Annotated in this window: 25 protein-coding genes; 9 read left to right on the plus strand and 16 right to left on the minus strand. The window is 56.9% G+C overall.

Translation table 11 applies throughout. The features are described 5' to 3' along the window. Position 1: 1 nt before the first annotated feature. Positions 2–865, minus strand: a complete 864-nt coding sequence (locus G7090_RS00460) for a YicC/YloC family endoribonuclease (RefSeq protein ID WP_106995434.1) — start codon at positions 863–865, stop codon at positions 2–4. Positions 866–989: 124 nt separating this feature from the next. Between G7090_RS00460 and rph the strand changes: the two genes are divergently transcribed. Continuing rightward, positions 990–1,706 carry a ribonuclease PH gene (gene rph, locus G7090_RS00465; RefSeq protein WP_106995435.1) on the plus strand — a complete coding sequence of 239 codons (717 nt, stop codon included), beginning with the start codon at positions 990–992 and terminating at the stop codon, positions 1,704–1,706. A gap of 70 nt (positions 1,707–1,776) precedes the next feature. Further along, positions 1,777–2,418, plus strand: coding sequence for an orotate phosphoribosyltransferase (gene pyrE, locus G7090_RS00470; protein WP_166181122.1), 642 nt, complete (start codon positions 1,777–1,779; stop codon positions 2,416–2,418). Between the two features lie 49 nt (positions 2,419–2,467). On the opposite strand, the gene slmA is transcribed toward pyrE, so the two are convergent. The 3 genes from slmA to coaBC form a co-directional block, all read right to left on the minus strand. Beyond that, the gene (gene slmA, locus G7090_RS00475; RefSeq protein ID WP_106995437.1) at positions 2,468–3,064 is read right to left on the minus strand and encodes a nucleoid occlusion factor SlmA; all 597 of its coding nucleotides are present in this window, start codon (positions 3,062–3,064) and stop codon (positions 2,468–2,470) included. Positions 3,065–3,181: 117 nt separating this feature from the next. Continuing rightward, complete coding sequence (dut, locus tag G7090_RS00480) at positions 3,182–3,640, minus strand: dUTP diphosphatase (RefSeq protein WP_032615705.1); 459 nt, start codon at positions 3,638–3,640, stop codon at positions 3,182–3,184. Beyond that, positions 3,618–4,829 (minus strand): bifunctional phosphopantothenoylcysteine decarboxylase/phosphopantothenate--cysteine ligase CoaBC, encoded by a 1,212-nt coding sequence (gene coaBC, locus G7090_RS00485; RefSeq protein ID WP_166185045.1) that lies wholly within the window; start codon positions 4,827–4,829, stop codon positions 3,618–3,620. The genes dut and coaBC overlap by 23 nt, the downstream gene beginning before the upstream one ends. A 174-nt stretch (positions 4,830–5,003) precedes the next feature. On the opposite strand from coaBC, the gene radC reads away from it, so the two are divergent. The 4 genes from radC (at position 5,004) to mutM (ending at position 7,194) form a co-directional block, all read left to right on the plus strand. Continuing rightward, positions 5,004–5,669, plus strand: a complete 666-nt coding sequence (radC, locus tag G7090_RS00490) for a DNA repair protein RadC (RefSeq protein WP_166181125.1) — start codon at positions 5,004–5,006, stop codon at positions 5,667–5,669. A gap of 216 nt (positions 5,670–5,885) precedes the next feature. Further along, positions 5,886–6,122: a 50S ribosomal protein L28 gene (gene rpmB, locus G7090_RS00495; protein ID WP_002436699.1), complete on the plus strand. Its 237-nt coding sequence runs from the start codon at positions 5,886–5,888 to the stop codon at positions 6,120–6,122. A gap of 22 nt (positions 6,123–6,144) precedes the next feature. After that, positions 6,145–6,312, plus strand: a complete 168-nt coding sequence (rpmG, locus tag G7090_RS00500; RefSeq protein WP_003024094.1) for a 50S ribosomal protein L33 — start codon at positions 6,145–6,147, stop codon at positions 6,310–6,312. A gap of 72 nt (positions 6,313–6,384) precedes the next feature. Next, positions 6,385–7,194, plus strand: coding sequence for a bifunctional DNA-formamidopyrimidine glycosylase/DNA-(apurinic or apyrimidinic site) lyase (mutM, locus tag G7090_RS00505; protein ID WP_166181127.1), 810 nt, complete (start codon positions 6,385–6,387; stop codon positions 7,192–7,194). A gap of 46 nt (positions 7,195–7,240) precedes the next feature. On the opposite strand, the gene coaD is transcribed toward mutM, so the two are convergent. The 7 genes from coaD to G7090_RS00540 form a co-directional block, all read right to left on the minus strand. Beyond that, positions 7,241–7,720, minus strand: a complete 480-nt coding sequence (gene coaD, locus G7090_RS00510) for a pantetheine-phosphate adenylyltransferase (RefSeq protein WP_077226466.1) — start codon at positions 7,718–7,720, stop codon at positions 7,241–7,243. Between the two features lie 3 nt (positions 7,721–7,723). Further along, positions 7,724–8,494 (minus strand): glycosyltransferase family 2 protein, encoded by a 771-nt coding sequence (locus G7090_RS00515; protein WP_166181129.1) that lies wholly within the window; start codon positions 8,492–8,494, stop codon positions 7,724–7,726. Then, positions 8,494–9,768 (minus strand): lipid IV(A) 3-deoxy-D-manno-octulosonic acid transferase, encoded by a 1,275-nt coding sequence (gene waaA / locus G7090_RS00520; protein WP_166181131.1) that lies wholly within the window; start codon positions 9,766–9,768, stop codon positions 8,494–8,496. Before waaA ends, G7090_RS00515 begins: the two co-directional genes overlap by 1 nt. A gap of 153 nt (positions 9,769–9,921) precedes the next feature. Further along, the gene (locus tag G7090_RS00525; protein ID WP_166181133.1) at positions 9,922–11,556 is read right to left on the minus strand and encodes a sulfatase-like hydrolase/transferase; all 1,635 of its coding nucleotides are present in this window, start codon (positions 11,554–11,556) and stop codon (positions 9,922–9,924) included. A gap of 18 nt (positions 11,557–11,574) precedes the next feature. After that, positions 11,575–12,546, minus strand: a complete 972-nt coding sequence (locus G7090_RS00530; RefSeq protein WP_166181135.1) for a glycosyltransferase — start codon at positions 12,544–12,546, stop codon at positions 11,575–11,577. Between the two features lie 8 nt (positions 12,547–12,554). After that, positions 12,555–13,538 carry a glycosyltransferase gene (locus G7090_RS00535; RefSeq protein ID WP_166181138.1) on the minus strand — a complete coding sequence of 328 codons (984 nt, stop codon included), beginning with the start codon at positions 13,536–13,538 and terminating at the stop codon, positions 12,555–12,557. A gap of 124 nt (positions 13,539–13,662) precedes the next feature. After that, the gene (locus G7090_RS00540; RefSeq protein WP_166181140.1) at positions 13,663–15,033 is read right to left on the minus strand and encodes an O-antigen ligase; all 1,371 of its coding nucleotides are present in this window, start codon (positions 15,031–15,033) and stop codon (positions 13,663–13,665) included. Between the two features lie 257 nt (positions 15,034–15,290). Between G7090_RS00540 and G7090_RS00545 the strand changes: the two genes are divergently transcribed. Further along, complete coding sequence (locus tag G7090_RS00545) at positions 15,291–16,394, plus strand: glycosyltransferase family 4 protein (protein WP_166181142.1); 1,104 nt, start codon at positions 15,291–15,293, stop codon at positions 16,392–16,394. On the opposite strand, the gene G7090_RS00550 is transcribed toward G7090_RS00545, so the two are convergent. From G7090_RS00550 to rfaD, 5 genes are all read right to left on the minus strand, one after another. Next, complete coding sequence (locus tag G7090_RS00550; RefSeq protein ID WP_166181144.1) at positions 16,373–17,482, minus strand: glycosyltransferase family 4 protein; 1,110 nt, start codon at positions 17,480–17,482, stop codon at positions 16,373–16,375. The two genes, G7090_RS00545 and G7090_RS00550, sit on opposite strands and share 22 nt — an antisense overlap. Further along, positions 17,479–18,582, minus strand: coding sequence for a putative lipopolysaccharide heptosyltransferase III (rfaQ, locus tag G7090_RS00555; protein WP_166181146.1), 1,104 nt, complete (start codon positions 18,580–18,582; stop codon positions 17,479–17,481). Before rfaQ ends, G7090_RS00550 begins: the two co-directional genes overlap by 4 nt. Further along, positions 18,575–19,561, minus strand: coding sequence for a lipopolysaccharide heptosyltransferase RfaC (gene rfaC / locus G7090_RS00560; RefSeq protein WP_166181148.1), 987 nt, complete (start codon positions 19,559–19,561; stop codon positions 18,575–18,577). Before rfaC ends, rfaQ begins: the two co-directional genes overlap by 8 nt. 3 nt (positions 19,562–19,564) lie before the next feature. After that, a complete protein-coding gene (gene rfaF / locus G7090_RS00565; protein WP_166181150.1) occupies positions 19,565–20,611 on the minus strand; it encodes an ADP-heptose--LPS heptosyltransferase RfaF in 1,047 nt (348 codons plus the stop codon). 79 nt (positions 20,612–20,690) lie between these two features. Beyond that, positions 20,691–21,671, minus strand: a complete 981-nt coding sequence (gene rfaD / locus G7090_RS00570; protein ID WP_166181152.1) for an ADP-glyceromanno-heptose 6-epimerase — start codon at positions 21,669–21,671, stop codon at positions 20,691–20,693. 215 nt (positions 21,672–21,886) lie between these two features. Between rfaD and kbl the strand changes: the two genes are divergently transcribed. Together kbl and tdh are read left to right on the plus strand one after the other, a co-directional pair. Further along, on the plus strand, positions 21,887–23,083 hold the full coding sequence (gene kbl / locus G7090_RS00575; protein ID WP_106995453.1) for a glycine C-acetyltransferase: 1,197 nt from the start codon (positions 21,887–21,889) through the stop codon (positions 23,081–23,083). 9 nt (positions 23,084–23,092) lie between these two features. Continuing rightward, complete coding sequence (gene tdh, locus G7090_RS00580) at positions 23,093–24,118, plus strand: L-threonine 3-dehydrogenase (protein WP_106995454.1); 1,026 nt, start codon at positions 23,093–23,095, stop codon at positions 24,116–24,118. The last annotated feature ends 127 nt before the right edge of the window (positions 24,119–24,245 follow it).

The following is a 24,245-nucleotide window of genomic DNA, read 5'->3' on the forward strand; positions in this document are numbered from 1 at the left end:
CTTATTCGATGTTCTGGATCTGCTCACGCATTTGTTCAATCAGCACCTTCAGTTCAATCGCAGAATTAGTAACATCGGCGTTGATCGATTTCGATGCCAGGGTGTTCGATTCACGGTTGAACTCCTGCATCATAAAGTCGAGACGGCGACCGACGGCCTCTTTCTTCTTCAGAATGTTGTAGGTCTCTTTGACGTGCGCTTCCAGACGATCCAGCTCTTCGGAAACATCGATACGCTGGGCCATCAGCACCAGTTCCTGCTCGAGACGGTTATTCTCCAGTTGAACTTCGGCGTCTTCCAGCTTGGCAACCAGACGCTCGCGCTGCCACTGCAGGATCTCTGGCATATGGGAACGGACTTTCACGACTTCGCCGCTCACGCCTTCCAGGCGTTGCTCGATCAGCGCTTTCAGCGCCTGGCCTTCGGTTTCCCGGGCCTCGATGAAGTCGTCCAGCGTGCCGTCCAGCGCAGAAAGGATCTCAGCGGTAATCGCATCCAGATCCTGGTCGCCAGCCGCCATCACCCCAGGCCAGCGCAGAATATCAACCGGGTTGATTTCGCCTTCGTCGCTCTGCATTTTGACCCAGTTAGCGGCGTTCACCAGCTGTTTAGCCAGTTTCTCGTTGAGGATCAGCTCCCCTTGCGCGCTCGCATCGGGTTCAAAACGCAGGTTGCATTCAACCTTACCGCGCGTCAGACGAGACCGGATACGCTCACGAACCACGGGCTCAAGGCTGCGGAACTGCTCAGGCATACGGAAATAGGTTTCAAGATAGCGTTGGTTTACCGAGCGCATTTCCCAGGTAGCGCTGCCCCAGCTACCCTTGATTTCACGGCGGGCGTAGGCGGTCATACTGCGGATCATAGACATTTCCGTTTTTGAGGAGAGATGGGGGGATTATAGCTTTCGGGGCTTTCTCAGGATAGGAATAAGCGCGTTTAATCCGTATAATGCGCAGCCACATTCGTTTCAAGCCGGAGATATCATCATGCGTCCATCAGGTCGTAGCGCCAACCAGGTGCGCCCCGTCACCCTGACCCGTAACTATACAAAACACGCTGAAGGCTCTGTGCTTGTTGAATTTGGTGACACCAAAGTGCTGTGCACCGCCTCCATCGAAGAGGGCGTGCCGCGCTTCCTGAAAGGCCAGGGTCAGGGCTGGATCACTGCCGAGTACGGCATGCTGCCACGCTCCACCCATACCCGTAACGCCCGCGAAGCGGCGAAGGGTAAACAGGGTGGCCGCACCATGGAAATCCAGCGTCTGATCGCTCGTGCGCTGCGCGCTGCGGTTGATCTGAAAACCCTGGGCGAGTTCACCATCACCCTCGACTGCGACGTGATCCAGGCGGATGGCGGCACACGCACCGCCTCCATTACCGGTGCCTGTGTGGCGCTGGCCGATGCCCTGAACAAACTGGTTGCGGCCGGTAAGCTGAAAACTAACCCGATGAAAGGTATGGTGGCAGCGGTGTCTGTGGGTATCGTCAAGGGCGAAGCGCTGTGCGATCTGGAGTACGTTGAAGATTCTGCAGCAGAGACCGATATGAACGTGGTGATGACCGAAGATGGTCGTATCATCGAAGTTCAGGGCACCGCAGAAGGTGAGCCATTTACCCATGAAGAGCTTCTGGCGCTACTGGCGTTAGCCCGAGAGGGAATCGAATCCATCGTAACGACGCAGAAGGCGGCGTTAGAAAATTGATTTTAAAGGCGACTGATGAGTCGCCTTTTTTTTGTCCGTAGAAAAGCAAAGTCAGATGAGGAGTAAACCCATGAAACCCTATCAGCGCCAGTTTATTGAGTTTGCGCTTAGCAAGCAGGTCCTTAAGTTTGGCGAATTTACGCTGAAATCCGGGCGCAAGAGCCCCTATTTCTTTAACGCCGGGCTGTTTAATACCGGGCGCGATCTGGCCCTGTTAGGCCGCTTCTATGCCGAAGCGCTGGTAGATTCCGGGATAGAATTCGACCTGCTGTTTGGCCCGGCCTATAAAGGCATTCCGATTGCCACCACCACCGCCGTGGCGCTGGCGGAGCATCACGATCGCGATGTGCCTTACTGCTTTAACCGCAAAGAGGCCAAAACCCACGGCGAAGGTGGGAATCTGGTCGGCAGCGCGCTGCAGGGCCGGGTTATGCTGGTGGATGATGTGATCACTGCGGGCACCGCCATTCGTGAATCGATGGAGATTATCCAGGCCAACAACGCGACGCTGGCGGGCGTGCTGATCTCGCTGGACCGTCAGGAGCGTGGCCGTGGTGAAATTTCTGCTATTCAGGAAGTGGAGCGTGACTACAGCTGCAAGGTGACCTCAATCATCACCCTGAAAGACCTGATTGCCTATCTGGAAGAGAAGCCGGAGATGGCAGAGAGCCTGGCAGCAGTGCGTGCCTATCGCGAAGAGTACGGCGTCTGAGTTTATTGCCCGGTGGCGCTGTGCTTACCGGGCCTGAATGCTGTTTCCGCTACTGCAATTGCGCGGCGACTAACGGCCAGCGGGCATCAAAATCGTCCGTTGGACGATATTTGAATTCACTGCGCACAAAGCGGGAGAGCATCCCTTCACAGAAGGCCAGCACCTGCCCGGCAAGCAGCGATTCATCAATGCTGTATCCCTCGCCTTCACGCATCTTCTTTTCACGTAATACCTGGCGCAGCTGCGCTTCGATACGTTCGAAAAGCTGGTTAATGCGCCCCTGCAGCCTGTCCTGCTCAAACATCAGCGCGTGGCCGGTCAGGATACGGGTTAACCCCGGATTGCGCTCTCCGAAACCGAGGATCAGCTGGACAATCAGACGCAGCCGCGCGGTGGTGTCTTTTTCATCCTTCAGGATCAGGTTGATACGCGTGATCAGGCTGTCTTCGATAAATTCGATCAGGCTGTCGAACATTCGCGTTTTGCTGGGGAAATGACGGTACAGCGCCGCTTCCGACACGCCCACAGAGGCGGCCAGTTTCGCGGTGGTGATGCGTTGACTGCCATCGCTGGATTCAAGCATCAGAGCCAGAGATTGAAGTATTTCTTCGCGACGATTCCTTTTCGCAGTTTGTTTTTCTGCCATGTTACAAAATACCCCTGAAAATAAGCACTTGTCAGGCTGACATCCACACAACAACCGCAAACGTCTGTTTGCGGTTTGTTAATACGTTATTAGATTGTGGAATGCGTTTAGCCGGGTTTATTTACGCCCGGAATGGCCGAAGCCGCCTTCGCCACGATCGGTGGCGTCAAAGTCTTCTACCAGATTAAATTCAGCCTGTACCACCGGGACGAATACCATCTGGGCGACACGCTCGCCAGGTTGGATGGTGAAGCTGTCCTGGCCACGGTTCCAGACGGAGACCATCAGTTGACCCTGATAGTCAGAATCGATCAGTCCCACCAGATTGCCCAGCACGATACCATGCTTATGGCCCAGGCCGGAACGCGGCAGGATCACCGCCGCCAGAGAGGCATCGGCAATGTGGATTGCAAGACCGGTCGGCAGCAGCGTGGTGGCGCCCGGTGCCAGCTCTACGGCGGCGTCGAGGCAGGCGCGCAGATCAAGACCGGCAGAGCCGGAAGTGGCATAGGTCGGCAGCGGAAATTCCTGACCAACACGCGGGTCCAGAATCTTAACGTCGATTTTTTTCATCATAACGGGTAACGATCTCGTCCAGTAATAGTTGGCCCAGGAGTTCCTTGCGCTCAAGCGGTAAGACTTTATCTCCATCCTGCCAGAATAGGTGCAGTGCGTTGCTGTCGCTGTTAAATCCTTGGGTGGCCAGCGATACGTCGTTCGCGCAAATCAAATCGAGGTTTTTGCGGGTACGTTTTTGCCGGGCATATTCTTCCACATTATTCGTTTCAGCGGCAAACCCAACAACGTAAGGCCGACGATCTTTTAGCGCGGCGACCCCGGCAACGATATCCGGGTTTTTCACCATTTTTATTGTGATTTCATTGCCTTGCTTTTTAATTTTCTCATCCGCGATGGCCGCTGCGCGGTAGTCCGCCACGGCGGCACAGCCAATAAAAATCTGCTGCTGTTGCGCGTGCGCCTGGACGGCCGCTTCCATCTCCAGCGCGGTGGTCACGTCGATGCGCTGCACCCGCGGCGGCGTCGGCAGCGACACCGGGCCGCTGACCAGCGTGACCCTGGCGCCGCGCTGCGCGGCGGCGGCGGCAATCGCAAAGCCCATCTTGCCGGAGCTTTGGTTGGTGATATAGCGCACCGGATCCAACGGCTCACGCGTCGGACCCGCGGTAATCATGATGCTGAGATGTTGCAGATCGTTGACAGGTGAAAAATGGCTGGCGGCCAGATCCACAATCGCCAGCGGATCCAGCATGCGGCCCGGGCCGATATCGCCACAGGCCTGGCTGCCGCTGTCCGGCCCCCAGATCTGCAGACCGCGGGAAGCCAGGGTTGCCAGGTTATGCTGGGTGGCCGCGTTGCGGTACATCTGCTGGTTCATGGCAGGCACTACGGCGACCGGCGCCGGGGTGGCCAGACAGATGGTGGTCACCAGGTCGTTGGCCATACCGGCGGCCACGCGAGCGATAAGATCGGCGGTGGCCGGGGCAAGGATAACTAAATCTGCCCACTTACCCAGCTCGATATGGCCCATCGCGGCTTCCGCCGCCGGATCGAGCAGGCTGTCCGACACCGGGTAGCCCGAAACGGCCTGCAGGCTCAGGGGGGTAATGAACGCTTTGCCCCCTTCGGTTATTGCCACCCGCACGTCCGCGCCGCGCTCGCGCAAACGGCGCACCAGTTCCGGCGTTTTATAGGCTGCAATGCCGCCGCTGACGCCGAGAACGATTTTTTTACCGGCCAGGCTCATCATGATTCTTTCCTGTTGGGTTCACCAGAGAGGCGGGCATTTTATCACAATCCGAAATGCATCGGGATGTTGTCCACCGGCCACTTTGCGAGGCGTTACGCAAGACAAGAAATCCGCCATCGTGAGGGGCCACTGTCTGTGGCAGCATAGCCTGACTATGGAGGAGGTGAGTGTATGGAGACATCATCCCCGCAGTTACCGCGGGAAAAAATGCTCGCTGATGGCGCCACGACGCTGACGGACGATGAGCTTCTGGCGCTGTTTCTGCGAACCGGAACGCGAAGTAAAAGTGTGTTCACGCTTTCTAAAGACCTGTTGCAGCATTTCGGCTCGTTGCACGGCTTGCTGACTGCCGAGCTGGCCGCGTTCAGGCGGGTCGACGGGATCGGTATTGCGACCTTCGCCCAGCTCAGAGGCATTGCGGAGCTGGCCCGTCGTTACTACTGCTCGGGGATCAGGCGGGAAACTCCGCTGGAGAACCCGGAGATGACCCGGGAATTTGTGCGCAGCCAGCTGGCGGAAGAGGAGCGAGAGATTTTTATGGTGATTTTCCTCGATAATCAAAACCGGGTACTGCAACATTCCCGGTTATTTTCGGGGACCCTGAGCCATGTGGAGGTGCATCCACGAGAAATTGTGCGTGAAGCGATAAAAGTGAATGCCGCTGGCGTGATCCTCGCGCATAATCACCCCTCAGGGCGCGCCGAACCGAGCAAAGCCGACAGAGACGTGACCGCACGCATCATGAAATGCTGTCAATTCATGGATATTCGTGTTCTTGACCATCTGGTGATAGGTCGCGGAGAGTACGTTTCGTTTGCCGAACGTGGGTGGATTTAAGCCATTTCTCGCGATCCATCGGGATCTTTGTCTGTTCGGGACTTGAGCACATCCGCGAGTCAGCGTATACTACGCCACCTTTGAGAATCTCGGGTTTGGCAATTGGGCCTGGCAATCGATGGTTCACTTAGAATCGCGATGACTGGGCTGTAAAGCCTGACGAGGCGCCGATACCCCATACGAAGCTCGAGCTAATTTGATTTTTGGAGAATAGACATGTCCCGAGTCTGCCAAGTTACTGGCAAGCGTCCGGTGACCGGTAACAACCGTTCCCACGCACTGAACGCGACTAAACGCCGTTTCCTGCCGAACCTGCACTCTCACCGTTTCTGGGTTGAGAGCGAGAAGCGTTTTGTCACCCTGCGTGTATCTGCTAAAGGTATGCGTGTTATTGATAAGAAAGGCATCGATACAGTTCTGTCCGAACTGCGTGCCCGTGGCGAAAAGTACTAAGTACTTAACGAGGAAATAAATCATGGCTAAAGGTATTCGTGAGAAAATCAAGCTGGTTTCTTCTGCTGGTACAGGTCACTTCTACACCACCACGAAGAACAAACGTACTAAGCCGGAAAAACTGGAACTGAAAAAGTTCGATCCAGTTGTACGCCAGCACGTACTGTACAAAGAAGCTAAAATTAAATAATTTTAGAATCCTTGTACTGAAAAACCCCGCAACTGCGGGGTTTTTTGCATTCTGAATCTCAACGGAGGAACCATGCCTGAATTACCTGAGGTAGAGACCAGCCGCCGTGGCATTGAGCCTCACCTGGTCGGTGCGACCATTCTTCACGCTGTTGTCCGCAACGGTCGTCTCCGCTGGCCAGTTTCTGATGAGATCCACGCCCTGAGCGACAAACCCGTTCTCAGCGTCCAGCGCCGCGCGAAGTACCTGCTGCTCGAGCTGCCGGATGGCTGGATCATTATCCATCTGGGGATGTCCGGGAGCCTGCGTATCCTCACTGAAGAGCTGCCCGCGGAAAAGCACGATCATGTTGACCTGGTGATGAGCAACGGCAAAGTGCTGCGCTATACCGATCCCCGCCGCTTTGGCGCATGGCTGTGGACCAAAGAGCTGGAAGGGCACAACGTGCTGGCGCATCTGGGGCCGGAGCCGCTCTCGGATGAGTTTGACGCGGAATACCTGAAAGCGAAGTGCGCGAAGAAGAAAACCCCGATTAAACCCTGGCTGATGGATAACAAGCTGGTGGTCGGCGTGGGTAACATCTACGCCAGTGAATCGCTCTTTGCCGCCGGAATCCATCCCGATCGCCTCGCTTCCTCACTTTCTGCGCAAGAGTGCGAGCTGTTAGTCAGGGTGATTAAAGCGGTGCTGCTGCGTTCGATTGAGCAGGGCGGAACCACCCTGAAGGACTTCCTGCAGAGCGACGGTAAGCCGGGCTACTTTGCTCAGGAGCTGCAGGTCTATGGCCGTAAAGATGCCCCATGCCGGGTCTGTGGTACGCCGATTGTGGCGACCAAGCACGCTCAGCGCGCCACCTTCTACTGTCGTCAGTGCCAGAAGTGATATGCAGGCCGGGCAAGCGCAGCGCCGCCCGGCAAGAAGGCAGGAACTACTTCAGCTTGTCCATCAACGCCTGATGAACCACCGCGGGTAAGAAATGGGTGACATCCCCCGCGTGGCGCGCCACCTCTTTCACCAGCGAAGAGGAGATAAACGACCACTCTTTGGATGGCATCAGAAAGACGCTCTCCAGCTCGGGCATCAGATGGCGGTTCATGTGCGCCAGCTGCATCTCATATTCAAAGTCGGCCACCGCACGCAGGCCGCGGATCAGGATGTTCGCCTGCTGAGCGCGGGCAAAGTTCGCCATCAGGTCGCTAAAGCCCACCACGTCCACATTAGGCAGGTGCGCGGTAGCGGCTTTTGCCAGGGCCACCCGCTCCTCAAGGTCAAACAGCGGCTTTTTGCTGGGGCTGGCGGCAATCGCCAGAATCACCGTATCAAACATGCTTGCGGCTCGGGTGACGATGTCAATGTGACCGTTGGTGATGGGATCGAAGGTACCCGGATAGATCGCTTTTGTGCTCATGGCTCACGCTTTCTCTGAGTAGCCGCGGTTCAGCGCCCACAGCTCGGTGTATTTATTAAAAGTATACTGGGCGTTAACCACCGCCAGTAACCAGCCCTGTTTACCGTCCAGCACGCCACCACGCAGCACCAGCGTCTTCAGGAACGCCCCTGCGGTGTGGCTGAAAATACCCGCCAGCGAGGTTGTCTTACCCCGCTGATGACGCTCCTGAGCCCAGGCCGTGGCGTAATTAAGCTGTTTGCGCTGGAAGCTGGCGAAATCACGACAGGTGAGGTGCAGCAGATCGCCGTCGAGGGCAACCACATGCGCGCCGCCGCAGTCCAGCGACTCATGCACCAGATTATCGTTGTACTGATAGCGCGTGCGCGGGTAGAGACGCATCACCCGATCGGGATACCAGCCGCTGTGGCGCATAAAGCGACCCAGGAAGTAGTTACGTCGGGCAATGCTGTAGACGGCATCGGGTTGAGGTGCAGCCAGCACGCGCTGGATGGCCTGGTGCAGTTCCGGGGTAACGCGCTCGTCGGTGTCGATCATCAACACATAATCGCCGGTGGCGAACTGTTGTGCACGCTGGCGCTGAATGCCATAACCCTGCCAGTCGGGGTTGCTATAGACCTGCACACCGGCCGCGCGGGCGACCTCAACCGTGGCATCAGTACTGCCGGAATCGAGCAGGACGATCTCATCGGCCCAGGTTACGGAGGCGAGGCAATCCGGCAGCAGGTCAGCGGCGTTTTTGGCGATCATCACGACCGACAGACGCGCAGACATTAATGGCTCCGTACGGGCAGGTAAGGTTGCAGAAGTTGCAGCAGGCGGGTCAACGCCCCCTGGTTCTGGTGCAGCACTTCGACAGCGTGACGGCCATACCACAGACGATAGTCTTCATCAGTCAGCAGGGTGGAAACTTCCTTCACGATCGAGTTGGCATCGTTAACGGTAATCAGCCCGTCAGCCTGCTGCAGCTTGGCGCAGATATCTTTGAAGTTGAAGGTGTGCGGTCCCATCAGCACAGGAATAGCATGCGCTGCCGGCTCCAGCGGATTATGCCCGCCGCGCTCTACGAGGCTGCCACCGACAAAGGCCAGATCGGCAATGCCGTACAGCATCATCAGCTCGCCCATAGTATCGCCAATCACCACCTGGGTGCTGGTCGACGGGATTTCACCGCTGCTGCGCATAATGAAGCTGAATCCGCCTTTCTGCACCATGTCGCGGGCATCTTTAAAACGCTCAGGGTGACGTGGCACCAGAATTAACAGCAGATCCGGGAAGCTTTCCAGAAGCTGGCGATGCGCCTGGAGGATAATCTGTTCTTCGCCGTCGTGGGTGCTGGTGGCGATCCACACTTTACGGCGCGGCGCCCACTGGCGACGCAGGGTAATCGCCCGGGCAGCCAGCTCCGGGGTGACAGAGATATCAAATTTCAGGCTACCGGTGACCGCCAGCTGATTACGCTTCAGGCCCAGCGACAGGAATCGCGCGCCGTCCTCTTCATTCTGGGCCGCGATCAGGGTGATTTTACTCAGCAGGCGGCGCATAAATTTGCCCAGCTTGCCGTATCCCTTCGCAGAACGTTCCGACAGACGGGCATTGGCCACCACCAGCGGAATTTTACGGCTGTGCAGGGCGGAAATCATGTTCGGCCACAGTTCGGTTTCCATCACGATCACCAGCTTAGGGCGCACGGTATTGAGGAAACGGTTCATGGCGCAGGGTAAATCGTAAGGCAGATAGACGTGATGAACGTCTTTGCCAAAGGCGGACATGGCGCGTTCGGAGCCGGTTGGCGTCATGGTGGTGACGGTGATCGGCAACGACGGATAACGGTGGCGCAGGGCGCGGACCAGCGGAATGGCCGCCAGCGTTTCACCCACGGACACGGAGTGGAGCAGGATACCGTCCGGCGCAACTTTGTTGCGGCAGAAACCATAGCGTTCAGCCCAGCGTTTACGGTAGGCAGGCGCTTTACGGCTACGTAGCAGCAGTCGTAGCCACACCAGTGGCTGAATAATATAGAGCAGAGCGGTATACAACAATTCCAAGCGATTATCCGTTTTTCAGTTTCGGCGGGCAAATTCTAAGCATTTAGGCCGTTTAAAGCTATCCCTTTGGCGCTTTTGCTCAGCCATTTGCCTGCGTTACGTGCGTTCGCAGATAAAAAAACGGGCATCAGATGCCCGTTTAATGATTTCTGCTTAACGTTCCGCTTCCGGCAGTTCGTTCAGATGGTAGGTGACGCGCTCCGACAGGCCGCGAATATCACCCCCGGTGATGTAGTAGCTATCGTCCTTCTGGTTCGGGTTACTGACCGCGTACCCCAGCATCTTGTTGATCAGCGTCGCCATCTGGTAATGGTTGAGCGGGACCTGCTGGCTGATAGCGCTCATCGCATAAGCCGGATCGTTACTGAAGTAGAGGAACGGCACCTGAGCAATCGGCATCTCAACAATCGAGTGGCCGAACAGCCCGCCATCACCGACGCGTTCGCCGTGATCCGAGGTAACAAACACCAGCACCGGCAGTTTTGATTTCGCCATCGCGGTACGGATCGCCGAGGCCAGCTCTTTGTCGTACAGGCGCACGGCATCATCGTACTCATTCTTCTTCTGCGCCACGTCGTCACTCAGGCGTGGGGTAGAGAATTTCGCGAAGCCCTGCGGGATGTTGCGCTCATAAGGAATATGCGGCGCACGGCTGTTCAGCACCATCAGGAAAGGTTTGTTCCAGTCCAGCTTCGCCTGCTCAACGGAAGGGGTCAGCACCACATCGGCACCCACGTCCGGCGCAGGGCGGATCTGCGTATCTTCCCACAGGTCGATATCGTGGATACCAATCCAGTTGCTCAGCCCTTCCAGACCCTGGGCAGAGATAAACGCCGTCTGGTAGCCCTGCTTTTTGGCATTGGTAAAGATGTTGGTCGATTTTGACTTATAGGCGGCGTAGTTGTCCGGCTCGCGCAGGTTGTTGACCAGCATCGGGATCGCCACGCGGGTTGAAACCGCGTTCGAGACGATCAGTCGGCCCGTCCCCTGATACTGTTCCATCAGGGCTTTCAGTTCTGGCGTGGTGTCGCGCTCGTAGCCCAGGGCGCTGACATGATGCGGGTTGAGGCTTTCGCCAATCGCCAGGATGATAGAGTATTTCCCGGCGTGGCTGCCCTCTACCGGTGTGACCTTATACGGTTCATAGTGCGTGACGCTCTGGTTTTCACCGGAAAGGGCTTCCGGGATCAGGCGAATAGCGCTGTAACTCATGGCCGACAGACCATTGCGCAGTAAGGAGTGGCGCAGATCCGGGTTGAATTTATACATCTGTCCGTCGATGGCTTTATAGAACTGACCCGCAAACATCACCACGATAGCCAGCAGGCACGGCATCGCCACCCACTTATGCCACTGCGGCGCCAGACGACGGGTAAAGACCAGCGCAAAGATCACCGCGACGGCCATGATGGCAAAGTAGATCCCAAGCGATCCCAGGCTGTCCGTGATGCCGCTGGCGATATCTTTGGTTTCGACAAAGGCCAGCCACACTTCACTCGGGCCATAAAACTGGCCGTAGAACTGGTAATACACCGCTTCCGATATCTGCACGATAAAGGTGACCGCCAGCAGCAGACGGGTCAGGAAATAGCGGGCGCTGACGGCAGCCAGCAGGGAAATAATCAGATACAGCGACATGTCGCTGGATTTCGGCTGATAGACATGGTCTTTCAGCAGGATGATGATTTCACACAGTGAAAACAGCACCAGGAAAGCCAGCGTGAGTATCACGGTGCGCAGAATATTGCGGCGCGGCGTGAGTGACGATTGTGAGGATGTTTTAAACATGAACGGACTCAAGGTTACTTAAAACTTTTTAGTCAGCGGGCGAATGGCTTTACCGAAACCAAAGCGCAATGCACGAACCAGGGTTGGGCGTTTATGCAGTCCTTTACGCCAGATATCCTCAAACAGGCTCAACCAGCGCGCGGCAACCGCTTCGCGGGAATAAACCTGCAGACGTTTGTCACCCTGCTCGCGCATCTGACGATAGAGTTCAGGGGAGTTTTTCAGCCGCATGATGGCGTCGAAAGCTTCATCCGGTGTTTTGGCGATCAGGTAGTCGAACTCGCTTTCGCGGATCGCGCGGTAAGAAGGCTCGTCGTCGCAGATCATCACCGTTTTACCCAGCCAGTTGTTAATCAGCTTGCTGGCAGGTTTGCGCGCCAGTTTGTGGTCGTGTGATTTGCGGAAACTGATACAGACGTCCACGTCCTGGTAATTAGTCCAGTTATCGAAAGAGATACGCAGATCGATGCCCTGCTCAGCAAGGCGCTGCTTAAAGGCCTCGCTGCGAAACGCTTCCGGGAAGCTGTCCACACGGCCAAAAAAGGCCACGGTTTTGACGGTTTCATCGGTACGCTCACGCGGTTTCACCCCCGGCTGCGGCCAGTAGGGAACAAAAACGCCATTGCTACGGTTATCCGCTTCCGGGTTCTGATCCACCACCACGTCCGCGCCAATCACCGGTGGGCGGTCGGCACGGGCAACGACAGTCACGCCACGCCAGGGTTTGACGCGCGATCCAAAATCATCGTTATGCATCAGGTTGATGGCATCCGGGCGACATTCCGATCCAAATGAACACTCGATGTCATCTCCGTAATAGTGTTTCAGCGCCAGGGTGGTCTGGAACGTCCAGCCGCCGCGACCGCCGCAGTAAAAACGCTCCGGGATGGTATCCGGATTGACGCGGTTATCCAGCAGCGTCTGGAAGTCTGCATAGTTTTTGGCGATGAAATCAGCGCGGGAGACCGCGTGTAATTTAAGTTTGCTCATAATATTCGTTAGCCGATGATTTTTTTAAGGCGGAAGTAACGACGTCCCAGACGCCAGCGCTGACGCAAACCCCGCGCGTTTTGCCAGATCATCGACCAGATGCCGCGATCGAACAGTTCCTGGGTGATTTCGCGTTTTTTCGCGCTGTCTTCGATATTGTTAATGCTGTGCAGAATACCCAACCCCTCTTTGGCAATCTGCCACCGGCAGGCTGGAACACGCTTCACCTGGTCCGGATAGCGTTTATTGATGGCATCCAGCATTTCGAGGATTTTCATATAGTGGCGTGACGAGCGCATCCGCGTGTCGTCGGTGCCTGGCGTGTGCGATACCGAGGCAGAGTGGATCAGATAGTCGTAATAGACTTCATCCACATACTGTACGCGTTTGGCCGTCAGCAGCACTTCCGTGGTCCAGGGAATATCCTGATGACGCAGGCCGTGTTCGAAGGTAAAACCCTGCGCTTTGATAAAGGCGTGGCGATAGATATTCAGCCAGGTAACATGCAAGAATTTGCGCGAGGCCAGCGCCATCTGCAGCCACTCCGGGCCGTCCAGCACGCCGGTCGAGGCCAGTTTGTCTGACGGGAAAATCTTTTTCGACGGGCGTCCATCGTCATAAATATAATTACCGTTGCAGGTCGCCACATCGAGCTGGCCTGCGAAAGCAATATCCAACAGGCGCTGATACATGCCTGGGTAAATAACGTCATCAATATCGGGGAACGCGACGTATTGACCCGTCGCCAGGGCAAGACCGGTATTGCGTGCGGCCGATACGCCGCCATTAGGCTGATCGATTATGCGGAAATGGCTAAATTTGTCGGCATAGCCAGCAATGATTTCCGCTGAGCGATCCGTTGAGCCGTCATTAACAATGATGAGTTCCAGGCTCGATAAATTCTGCTGTTTAATGCTGTCAAAAAAAGCGCTCAGGAATTTTTCGCCATTAAAAACGGCAACGATGAGGCTTAATTGAGGCGTTTCAGACATGCTTTCTCCGTAAAAATACGCAGCAATAAAAAGGGTATAACGAGGCCATTTGCTGGCAATTCGACAGCCGACAGGCTAAAGCGTTCCGCGCCAGGGTGATTATTCCCCTGGCGCGTCAGATTGGTCAGGACATTTGCTTTTCGATGTTTGCAGGGCGTAGGGCGCACATGCCAACCAGCAAACCGGTCAGTAACATATACTGCTCCAGATAGTGATCCTTGAGGTTGTGATCGACCATGGTTCGGGAGAAGAAGCCGATGGTGAAAAGCAGCAGGAACATCCCCACCATCATATTGCCACGACGGAACTCCCGCCAGCCGATATACCAGCAGCCCACCAGCAGGATCAGCCAGCCCACGATGCCAACAACACCGTTCTGAATGCCAAATTCAATCAGGCCGTAGTGGCTGTGAGGAATATTAATCCGGTTATCCTGGGTATCCCGGCGCAGCACGTAGCGGAAGGCCTCTTTTTTAGCCCCTACGCCTGCCGGATGTTCGGCAATCAGATTCCAGCCCTGATGGAAGAAGCTGGCCCGACAGCCGTTGGAGTGGTTCATCGGTACACCCAGGCTGTTAATCGGTTCCGTTCCGCCTGTTTTATTATAACAAAAGCTTGTGAAGGGGGCGTTCCATCCAGCAATGGCATCACTTTCAAGGGTTTGCCAGCGCGGATCGGTTTTCCATGAGGCGTAACCAAGCAGTGCAGAAACAATAATAAGACCAACCAGAATGCCACCGGTGACGACGACCCGACTGCGGCGCATGCTGTGCAGACTCAACAGGATAAAGGTTGAGAACAGGCTACCGACCAGACCGATAGTGCCCCAACGGGTATCCACCAGCGCGGTACACAGCAGGTTACTTAACAGTATTAATGCCAGCATCGGTGTATTCAGGCGCAGGAAGCGTTGATGTAACAGACCGCGCGCCAGCAACTCGGCCAGAATAAAGCCGGTGATCATATTGACCTGGAAGCTCATGCGGGTGCGGTTATAGACGATCCGCGTATCCCCCCAGTGAATATACCCATCGCGCCAGTAGAGCCAGACTGAATCCAGCAAATGTACGCAGACTACGCCCCAGAAGAAGAGGATCACCAGCGTGAAGAAGCGGGCGGCGGACATGGAGGGGAAAGTTCTCTGGATCGCCGGCAATAATACCAGGCCAGCGCAGAACAGTAATACCGGGCGTAACCACTGGCCACTCCAGGCAGAAACCATTTCTTTTATGTCCGGGGCGACAAAAAAACCATTAATCAGAATAAAGAAAGTTAACGCCCATATAACAATAAGAACGAACTTAATTTTGCTTAAATCCAGCCGCTGTCTGGTTGTTATCCCACTAAAAAACAGGCCAAGTGCCACGGCGACAATGGGATAAATCAATCCATTGCGATGAAACGGCAGCTGATCGTTGGGAATAGGCCAGATAAAACATAAAGCCAGTACAGCAAGGACTAACAGGCCTGTCAGAATGTTACGAGTATTTGTCATATATTTTGGGCTGGTTAAGGATTTTTTCGGTTCTTGACCGGCTGGTTAACAACGCTGTGAGCCATCTCCACGGTTTTTCCGTGGGAAATAAAAAGCCAGAGAAAACTATCACAAATGCCTGACCTACAGAAGGACAATGTTTGTAAGCAAGAATAATCCGTTACGCGCTTTCCGGCACCAGGCTTTATGTATTACCCAGGCCGTAACGGTTATAATTTGCTGCTACGGCAAGTTCTTGCACAATAAACAGGAAAAGTATGCATATCGTTCACACTGAAGCAGACGGTGGTAAGGGCGGTCAGCCATTACGCATCATTAATGAGTCCTTAGGGATGATTCAGCGCGGCCATCAGGTGACCATACTTTGTCCGGAGAGTGCACCGCTACACGGTCTGGCACGCGATGCCGGGTTAACGGTCGTAACGATGCCGCTACGACGTAAGAACCTGAAAAACCTACAGCTGCTGCGCCGCTGGCTGAAAGAGAACCGCCAGTCCGTTGATGTCATCAACAGTCACAATTCTGCCGATACCTGGCTGGTGGCGCTGGCCAACCTCACCCTGTCGGACCCGGTTCCGCTGGTGCGTACCCGTCATGCCTCCGGCGTGCCGCGCAATAACTGGACCACCCGCTGGCTGTTTCGCAAAGCCTGCGCCCATATCGTGACTACCGGGGAAGCGCTGCGCCAGCAGATGGCGGATATCGGCGTGCCGATGGCCCAGAGCACGTCCGTACCGAGCGGCGTAGATACCCAACGTTTTCACCCGGCGGATAAACAAGCCGCCCGAGAGCACTGTGGCCTGTCGCAGGCCGATTTCTGGCTGGGCGTGGTGTCGCACCTGCGGCCTAACAAGGGCCATAGCGTACTGCTGCGTGCCCTGGCCAGCATTGATAACCCGCACATCAGACTGGCGATCGTCGGCGAAGGGCCGCATAAAATGACGCTGGAGCAGGAGATTATCGACCTGGGATTGCAGGAGCGAGTGGTGATGGCGGGGCATCGCAGCGATCCAGAGCGCTGGTTCCCGGCCTTTGATGTCGCACTCAGCCCTTCGCACGATATGGAAGGCGTCCCGCAGGGGGTACTGCAGTCGCTGGCCTCGCGTATTGCGACCATTGCCACCGACGCGGGCGGCACGGCTGATGCGGTGATTAACGGCCAGACCGGGATTTTGATTGCGCAGCGCGACGAAACGGCGCTGCGCGAGGCGATTGTGCAGTTATACGACGACGGCGCGCTGCGCGAAAAGCTGGCGCAGCAGGGATACGATTACCTGTGCAGCCATTTTACCCGCGAGTGCATGCTGGAGGCGATGGAAAAGGTCTTTTCCACCGCGGCTCAGCGCAGCAGGTCACGGTAAAGCGCCTGCAGCTCTTTCGCCATCCGCTCCAGGGTATAAGGCTCAGCAGTGGCGCGTGCCGCTGCTGAATAATCAACACCCTGTTCACGGCCCTGAAGCCAGAGGCTTATCACCTGCTGATACCCGTCGCTGTCGAGCGCGTCGCGCACCCAGCCGTTAACACCCTCTTCAATCCACTCCGCCGCGCCGCAGCCATGGCTGGTGAGCAGCGGCAGGCCACAGGCCAGCGCTTCGACGCAGACGTTCGGGAAGGGATCGTAAAGCGTCGGCAGGATCAGCGCGTCGGCGGTGCCGTACACCTGGCGGACATCTGCAACCGGCCCCAGAAAACGCACCCGGGACGCCACGCCGAGGGTCTGGGCCAGCTTTTCGAATTTGCGCGCATGCTTGTCGCGCCCGGCGATCAGCAGCCAGACATCAGGGTGAGGAACAATGGCGCGCAGCGCCGTCGCCACCCCTTTACGACTGAACCCGGAGCCGACATAGGCCAGCACCAGTGCTGCCTGGGGGATCCCCAGCGCATCACGCTGGGAGAGCGAGCGCACCTCAGGACTGAAGTGGGCAGTATCCACACCGTTGTAGATCACCGTCAGCTTGTCGTCCGGCAGGCCAAAACGGCGGGCGATATCATCCCGCACCATTTTCGAATTGCAGATCACGTTGCGCAGCGCAGGATGGGTAAACATCTGCGCTTCCGCCTGCAAAATATAGCGATGGTAGCGGCTCAGGGACTGCGCCCAGCGCGCCAGCGGCGACTGGATGCGATTGTACTGCGCAAGCCAGGTGGCATGTACGCCATCCCCGGCGCGGAAGATGGTCGCCCCTGGAATGCGTTCGTGGCTCTGCACGATATCGAACTGGGCAAACTGCGCCGCCGCAGCGTCGGCAAAACCCGACTCGCGATCGAGTCGGTTGCGGAAGGCCGGGTTGACCGTCAGGGTTTTCCAGCCTGCGGCATCTTCCCATTGACGGGCGATCAGCGTCACGTCCAGGGCCGTATCCTGCGCCAACACGTTCAGCGCGCGGGAGACAAAACGTTCCGCGCCGCCGTTGGGGTTATAGGTCTGTCGGACGATAGCCAGCTTCATGCCGGGTTTTCCAGCAGTAGGGTATCGATGGCGCTCAGCACCATCTGCGGGGTGATCGCCGTAATGCAGTCGGAGACGCCGCTGTCGCCGCAGCCCGCTTTACCGCAGGGCTGACAGGTAAAGCCAGCAACGATCACCCTGTAGTTCACCCCCCACGGGGCCCACTTGATCGCCCCGGTCGGGCCGAAGATGGCGACGGTCGGGGTTCCCACCGCGCTGGCGAGGTGCATCGGCATCGAATCGACGCCAAAGTAGACCCGCGCGTGCTTCATCAGCGCGCCCAGCTCTTTCAGGTTTAACTGGCCGCTTAAATCAAACACCGGCTGGGTGAGCGCGGCACGCAGCGCATCCATGTAGGCGGTTTCTTCTTTTGACGGTGCCGCAGAGAGGATAATCGGCAGGCCGCGGGCCGCCAGGTTATCGATGGTCGCCGCCAGCTTGTTGATATCCCAGGCCTTAAACATCCAGCGCGACGTCGGGTGCACCAGAATGTAGGACTGGCTCGTCAGCCCGAAGCCGGCCAGTTTCTCCGCAATCGACGCTTCCGCCGCATCGCCCGGCACAAACAGGGTATGTTTGTCGGCATCGGTCTGCGGATGAATACCGATCCGCCGCAGCGCATCCAGATTCACCTCCACCATATGGCGGCTGTTATCCTGAATCGCGGGATAGAGGGTGGTAAAGGATTTGACCCAGCGGCGACGTGCCAGCCCGCCGCGTTTATCGGGCTTAAAGCCGACGGACACGCGCGGTTTCAGACGACGCGCCAGCCGCGCGCCGTGCCAGTGTTCGGTCAGGTTGATCAGCACGTCATACTGCCGCGCCTTCAGGGTATTCAGCAGGGCGCGGTACAGGCGGAACTGCGCGAACCAGCCTTTTTTGCGCCAGTTGCGGCCAATGGTATGCACCTGGTCGATATACGGGTGGCTGGTGAGCATCGCCTGGGTGTCGTCATACACCAGGGCATCCACTTCGACATCGGGGTAGTTCTTTTTCAACACCGTAAAGACCGGCGAGGTCAGCAGGACGTCACCGTGGTGACGCAGCTTAACGATCAGCACGCGCTTCGGTGGGCGCTCCGCTGAGAAAAAATCAGACATAGGCTCTCTCTGCTGCCAGCAACGGCTCTAATTGCGCAAATACCGCAGCGGCGGACAGGTCGCTCAGCTGCGATGAATGTTCCGGGCGGCAGATATATTGATTTTTGCCATAGCCGCCAATCAGACCCGGATCCGTCGGGCCGTAAAGCGTAATATTAGGACGATCCAGCGCCGCCGTCAGGTGGCTGAGGCCGGTATCCACCGACACTACCGCCGTGGCGCCTGCCAGCTGTTGCGCCACGCCGTCCAGCTTCATCCGCGGCAGGACGTCCACGTAATCAAAGCCTTCTGCCAGACGCTTCGCCCGCGCCTCTTCGTGCGGGGCGCCCCACGGGAGCTTAATGCGCAGCCCTGTATTACTCAGCAGGCCGATAAGATCGCGCCAGTGGGCTTCCGGCCAGTGTTTATCATCCCGGGTGGTGGCGTGCAGGAAAATCAGATAAGGCGCGCTTTTGGGTTCTGAATCGTGCAGGAAGTGCCGGGAAATCGCGTAATCCCCCTGCATGTCGGGTTTCGCATAGCCCAAGCTTTTGGCGAACAGCTCCCGGGTGCGTTCCACTGCGTGCTGCTGCTTCGCGATTGCATGGCGGCGGGTATAGAACAGGCTCGCCAGCGGTTCGCGGGCGCTGTGCCAGTCCATACCGTGCTTCACGCCGTGCGCCAGTCGGGTGACCAGCGCCGCGCTTTTGACCAGCCCCTGGGCGTCAATGATGGCATCATAATGCTGAGCCTGAACCGCCTCGCGAAAGGCCTGACGTTCGGCTTTAATCGGTGCGGAGAACCAGGCTTTGCGCCAGCGACGGATCGCCACCGGGATCACCCGGTCTACGGCTTGATGCCAGCCCGGGATCTGCGCGAAGCCTTCTTCCACCACCCAGTCAAAACGGATACCCGGAATGGCCTGCATGGCATCGGTGAGCGCGGGCAACGTATGGAGCACGTCGCCCATCGAGGAGGTTTTAACGATCATTACCCGCATCCGTTACCCTTCTTCGCTCAACAGCAGCTCGTTAAGCTCGTCGAGGACACGCTGCGGGGTAATGTCGATCAGGCTCTGGTGATAGCCTTCGGCGGCGTCACCCTTACGTACTTTGTGGTAGCCAGTGATCAGACGGATCACCCGCGCCTTATGCGACAGCGGCGGGGTAAAGTCCGGGCTGCTCGGGCCGTACAGCGCCACCAGCGGGCGGTTCAGCGCCGCGGCAACGTGCATCAGGCCGGAGTCGTTAGTGACCACGGCCTTACAGGCGGCGAGCAGAATAACGGCCTGCTCCAGCTGGGTTTCCCCGGCCAGATTGCGGCACCAGGTCTGCTGCTCAATGCTCAGCGCGGCGAGGATTTCATTCCCCGCCTCATGATCTTTCGCCGAGCCGAACAGCACAATCTGATAGCCTTCGTCGATCAGCTGCTTCGCCAGCTCAGCATAGTGATAGTGCGGCCAGCGTTTTGCCGGGCCAAATTCCGCGCCAGGACAGAAGCCAATCAGCGGCCGATCGGGTAACAGGCCAAAGGCGTTACAGGTCTGGGATTTTTCACCCTCGTGGACCTGGAGCTGCGGCCACAGCAGCGGCTGGGGCAGATCTTTCGCGCTGCGCATTACGCCTTTGTCGTAGGCCAGCGCTACGTAGCGCTCCACCATCAGGGGCCAGGCCTCTTTATCCAGGATCCGGGCGTCATTCAGCAGGCCGTAGCGCATCTCGCCCCGCCAGCCGGTGCGGTGCGGCACGCTGGCGAAGAAGGGCACTAATGCCGATTTAAAGGAGTTAGGCAGGACGTAGGCGCGGTCGTAGCGCTTGTCGCGCAGGTTATGGCCGAGCTTGCGGCGCTCTGCGAGTTCCAGCGCCCCGTGACCAAGCGGCATCGGGATCGCCTCGTTAACTTCCGGCATCCGCGATAACAGCGGACGGCACCACGCGGGTGCCATCACGTCAATTATCGCCTGGGGATAGCGCGCCTTGAGCGTGCGATAGAGACTTTGCGACATCATCATGTCGCCCACCCATGACGGGCCAATCACCAGTATTTTCATTCACTTCATCCTTCAAGCTGTCTCTGCGTTGGCTGCCTGCGTTCACTCCAGTCACTTACTTTTGTAAGCTCCTGGAGATTCACTTAGTTGCCGCCTTGATACCGCTCGAATGATTTTGTGAACTGATATCGCGGTCGCGGTTCAGCCAGGCCATATACTCCGTTACGCCTTCGGCAACGGTCTTGAACGGCTTGTCATAGCCGGCGGCGCGCAGGTTGGTCAGATCCGCCTGGGTAAATGCCTGGTAGCGGCCTTTCAGCTTGTCCGGGAACGGGATGTACTCGAGGCTGCCTTTCTGATGATACGCCAGCGCAGCATCGGCTACCGCCTGGAAGGACTCTGCGCGGCCGGTACCCAGGTTGAAGATGCCGGAGACGCCGTTTTCCCAGAACCACAGGTTCACTGCTGCCACGTCACCCACGTAGACGAAGTCACGCTTGAAGCCATCGCTGCCTTCGAACAATTTCGGGGTTTCACCGTTGTTCAGCTGGGTATTGAGGTGGAATGCCACGCTCGCCATGCTGCCTTTGTGACCTTCGCGCGGTCCGTAGACGTTAAAGTAGCGGAAGCCAACGATCTGCGAGTTGGCTTCTGGCAGCACCTGGCGCACGTATTCGTCGAACAGGAACTTGGAGTAGCCGTAAACGTTCAGCGGCTGCTCAAATTCACGGGATTCAATAAAGTCTGAAGTGCGCCCGCCGTAGGTCGCTGCGGAAGAGGCGTACAGGAACGGAATTTCACGCTCCAGGCAGTAGTGCAACACCTCTTTGGAGTACTGATAGTTATTATCCATCATGTACTTGCCGTCCCACTCGGTGGTGGAGGAGCATGCACCTTCATGGAAGATGGCCTCGATCTCACCGAACTCTTCACCCGCCATAATCTGGATAAGGAAATCTTCTTTATCCATGTAATCGGCAATGTTCAGATCCACCAGGTTAACGAACTTGGTGCCGTCTTTCAGGTTGTCCACCACCAGGATGTCGGTGATGCCTTTGTCATTGAGGGCCTTAATAATATTGCTGCCGATAAAGCCCGCGCCGCCGGTAACGATGATCATAGCTGTAACCTTTGAAGTGTGGAGTCCGGGGACAATCCCGGACACTAATAGTCATATCATATCATTAGTATGACTCCCCATCAGCCATTCACCGACATCCCGCAGGGGTACACGTGATTTATGCTGCAAAAACGAGAACTGTTAATGCGTCATCTCGTATCGGGGTATAGCTTTGGGTAATATGTGCCGAAATTTGCCGAGTCTGGAGAATTGCAATGCGTGGTGATTTTTACAAACAGTTAAACAGTGACCTGGAAACCGCGCGTGCGGAAGGGTTGTTCAAAGAAGAGCGGATCATTACTTCTGCTCAGCAGGCAGATATCACCGTTGCCGACGGCAGCCATGTGATTAACTTCTGTGCCAACAACTATTTAGGTCTGGCGAATCACCCTGAGCTGATCGCTGCCGCGAAGGCAGGCATGGACACCCACGGTTTTGGTATGGCCTCCGTGCGCTTCATCTGCGGCACCCAGGACAGCCATAAAGCGCTGGAGAGCAAGCTGGCTGCGTTCCTCGGCATGGAAGATGCGATTCTGTATTCCTCCTGCTTCGACGCTAACGGCGGTCTGTTTGAGACCCTGCTCGGTGCGGAAGATGCCATCATTTCCGATGCCCTGAATCATGCGTCGATCATTGACGGCGTGCGTCTGTGTAAAGCGAAGCGTTTCCGCTACGCCAACAACGACATGGTTGAGCTGGAGGCCCGTCTGAAAGAGGCTCGCGAGGCCGGGGCGCGTCACGTGCTGATCGCCACCGATGGCGTGTTCTCGATGGACGGCGTGATCGCCAACCTGAAAGGCGTCTGCGATCTGGCGGACAAATACGATGCGCTGGTGATGGTCGATGACTCGCACGCGGTCGGCTTTGTCGGCGAGAATGGTCGTGGCTCCCACGAATACTGTGAGGTGATGGGCCGGGTGGACATCATCACCGGCACGCTGGGCAAAGCGCTCGGCGGCGCATCCGGCGGCTACACCGCGGCGCGCAAAGAGGTGGTGGAGTGGCTGCGTCAGCGTTCCCGTCCGTATCTGTTCTCCAACTCCCTGGCCCCGGCCATTGTTTCCGCCTCCATCAAGGTGCTGGAGATGGTGGAGTCCGGTGCCGATCTGCGCGACCGTCTGTGGTCAAACGCCCGTCTGTTCCGCGAAAAAATGACCGCGGCGGGCTTTACCCTTGCCGGTGCCGATCACGCCATTATCCCGGTGATGCTGGGCGATGCCGTAGTGGCGCAGAACTTTGCCCGCGAGCTGCAGAAAGAGGGGATTTACGTCACCGGATTCTTCTTCCCGGTGGTGCCAAAAGGTCAGGCGCGTATTCGCACCCAGATGTCGGCGGCGCATTCCCCTGAACAAATTGAGCGTGCGGTTGAAGCCTTCACCCGCATCGGCAAACAGCTGGGCGTAATTGCCTGAGGACGCGTAATGAAAGCATTATCCAAACTGAAAGCGGAAGAAGGCATCTGGATGACCGACGTTCCGGAGCCGGAAGTCGGTCATAACGATCTGCTGATCAAAATTCGTAAAACCGCCATCTGCGGCACGGACGTTCACATCTACAACTGGGACCAGTGGTCGCAGAAGACCATTCCGGTGCCGATGGTTGTCGGCCACGAATATGTCGGCGAAGTGGTTGGCATTGGTCAGGAAGTGAAAGGTTTTAAAATTGGCGATCGCGTCTCCGGCGAAGGCCATATCACCTGCGGTCACTGCCGTAACTGCCGCGGCGGACGCACTCACCTTTGCCGTAATACCGTCGGCGTGGGCGTTAACCGTCCGGGCAGCTTTGCAGAATATCTGGTGATCCCGGCGTTTAACGCCTTCAAAATCCCGGACAATATCTCCGACGATCTGGCGTCGATCTTCGACCCGTTCGGCAACGCAGTGCACACAGCGCTGTCATTCGACCTGGTAGGCGAAGATGTGCTGGTCTCCGGCGCAGGCCCGATCGGCATCATGGCGGCTGCGGTGGCGAAGCACGTGGGTGCCCGCAACGTGGTGATCACCGACGTGAACGAATATCGTCTGTCACTGGCGCGCAAAATGGGCGTCACCCGTGCGGTGGATGTCTCGAAAGAGAATCTGGCCGACGTGATGGAAGAGCTGGGGATGACCGAAGGCTTTGACGTCGGTCTGGAGATGTCCGGCGCGCCGCCGGCATTCCGTACTATGCTCGACACCATGAACCACGGTGGCCGTATCGCGATGCTGGGTATTCCGCCGTCTGATATGTCCATCGACTGGAACAAAGTGATCTTCAAGGGCCTGTTTATCAAGGGCATTTATGGCCGTGAGATGTTCGAAACCTGGTACAAGATGGCAGCCCTGATCCAGTCTGGTCTGGATCTGTCGCCACTCATTACTCATCGCTTCTCCATCGATGAGTTCCAGCAAGGCTTTGACGCGATGCGTTCAGGCCAGTCCGGGAAAGTGATCCTGAGCTGGGATTAAAATGAAAAGCGCCTGCGGGCGCTTTTTTCCGCAGGCCTCACGTTTTTCGGTCCACAACCGGATAGTTATCCGCTTTTCTTCGCTTTTTTCAGCCTTCGCTTATAGAGTCTGTTCAGGTTTACTCAAC

Source organism: Leclercia sp. 29361 (genome assembly GCF_011290365.1).
Taxonomy (GTDB): Bacteria; Pseudomonadota; Gammaproteobacteria; order Enterobacterales; family Enterobacteriaceae; genus Enterobacter; species Enterobacter tamurae.